The sequence below is a fragment of the Novosphingobium nitrogenifigens DSM 19370 genome (assembly GCF_000192575.1).
In the GTDB taxonomy this organism is placed as follows: domain Bacteria; phylum Pseudomonadota; class Alphaproteobacteria; order Sphingomonadales; family Sphingomonadaceae; genus Novosphingobium; species Novosphingobium nitrogenifigens.
This window is the reverse complement of the sequence record NZ_GL876926.1, coordinates 1474731-1476066: the sequence shown is the minus strand read 5'-3', so window position 1 is coordinate 1476066 and position 1336 is coordinate 1474731. Positions and strand designations below refer to the sequence as shown.

The window sequence follows — 1336 nt, the reverse complement described above, 5'->3', positions numbered from 1 at the left end:
CCGCCCCGCACACCTGCTCAACTATGATGTTGTAATTGCCGCAATTCAGGGCTTTTTGCTTGGGCTAAGGGGTGGATTCTGCTAGCGGGAAGCGTGTCTCCCGACGATCTCGAACTGCCTGTTGATCCCGCAGAATTGCGCGCTTTTGCTGCCGCCATGCTGGCGCGCGCGAGGACTTCTGAACAGGCGCTGGCTACCGAGCGGACTGCCCATGACGAGACCCGCGAGAAGCTGGAGGTGGCGCAAAACTCGATTCTGCTGACCGCGCTGCAGATCGAGAAGTTCAAGGTTCAGTTGGCCCGCCTGCGGCGCATGAAGTTCGGCCAATCCTCCGTGCGCCTTGCGGAGCAAGCCGATCAGCTTGAACTGACGCTGGAAGATATTGAGGCCGAGCATGCCCATGCCGAGTGCGTGGTCGAAGGCCACGTGCCCGATGATGCACCCACCAAGGCAGCCCCACGCAAGCCGCGCCGTGCGCTATTGCCAGATCATCTGCCCCGCGATGAGGTGATGCATGCCGCGCCAGATGCCGACGGCTGCTCGGCCTGTGGCGGCATGATGGGCAAGCTGGGCGAGGATGTGACCGAGGTTCTGGAATATGTTCCCGGCCGCTTCCGCGTCACGCGTCATGTTCGGCCCAAGCTTTCCTGCAACCGCTGCGATGCCATCAGCCAGGCCCCGGCTCCGGGGCTGCCTGTGCCGCGTGGTCGCGCTGGGCCCGGCCTGCTGGCGCATGTCATCGTCTCGAAGTTTGCCGATCACCTGCCTTTGTATCGCCAGTCACAGATCTATGCCCGCGAAGGTGTCGAGATCAGCCGCTCGACGATGGCGGATTGGCTGGGGCAGGCAAGCTGGCTGCTGCAACCGCTGGTCGACAAGATTGCCGATCACGTCATGACCAGCGTCAAACTCCACGCCGACGACACGCCCGTTCCGGTGCTGGCGCCGGGGACCGGGAAGACCGCCACCGGCAGGCTGTGGGTCTATCTGCGCGACAATCGACGATGGGACGCGTCGGACAGACCGGCAGCACTGTTCCGCTACAGCCCGGATCGCAAGGGTGAGCGACCACGCGAACACCTCAAATCATTCGCGGGGTTTCTGCAGGCCGATGCCTATGCCGGTTTCGAGCGGCTCTATGCCCCTGATCGTGAGCCGGGGCGGATAACGCCTGTCGCCTGTTGGGCGCATGCACGGCGCAAGCTGCATGACGTATTCAAGGCGGATGAGCATTCGGCAGCCAGCCATGGGCTGGATATGATCCGCGATCTTTACGCCGTCGAGCGCCAGATCACCAATGTGCCGGCGGAGGAACGGCGGCAGGCCCGCGCGGCAT

Annotated in this window: 1 protein-coding gene; it reads left to right on the top strand. The window is 63.5% G+C overall.

Going from position 1 to position 1336, the window contains the following annotated elements; genetic code table 11:
• Window positions 1-93: 93 nt before the first annotated feature.
• On the top strand, window positions 94-1336 hold a 1243-nt coding region (tnpC, locus tag Y88_RS06845; protein ID WP_040702377.1), incomplete at its 3' end, for an IS66 family transposase.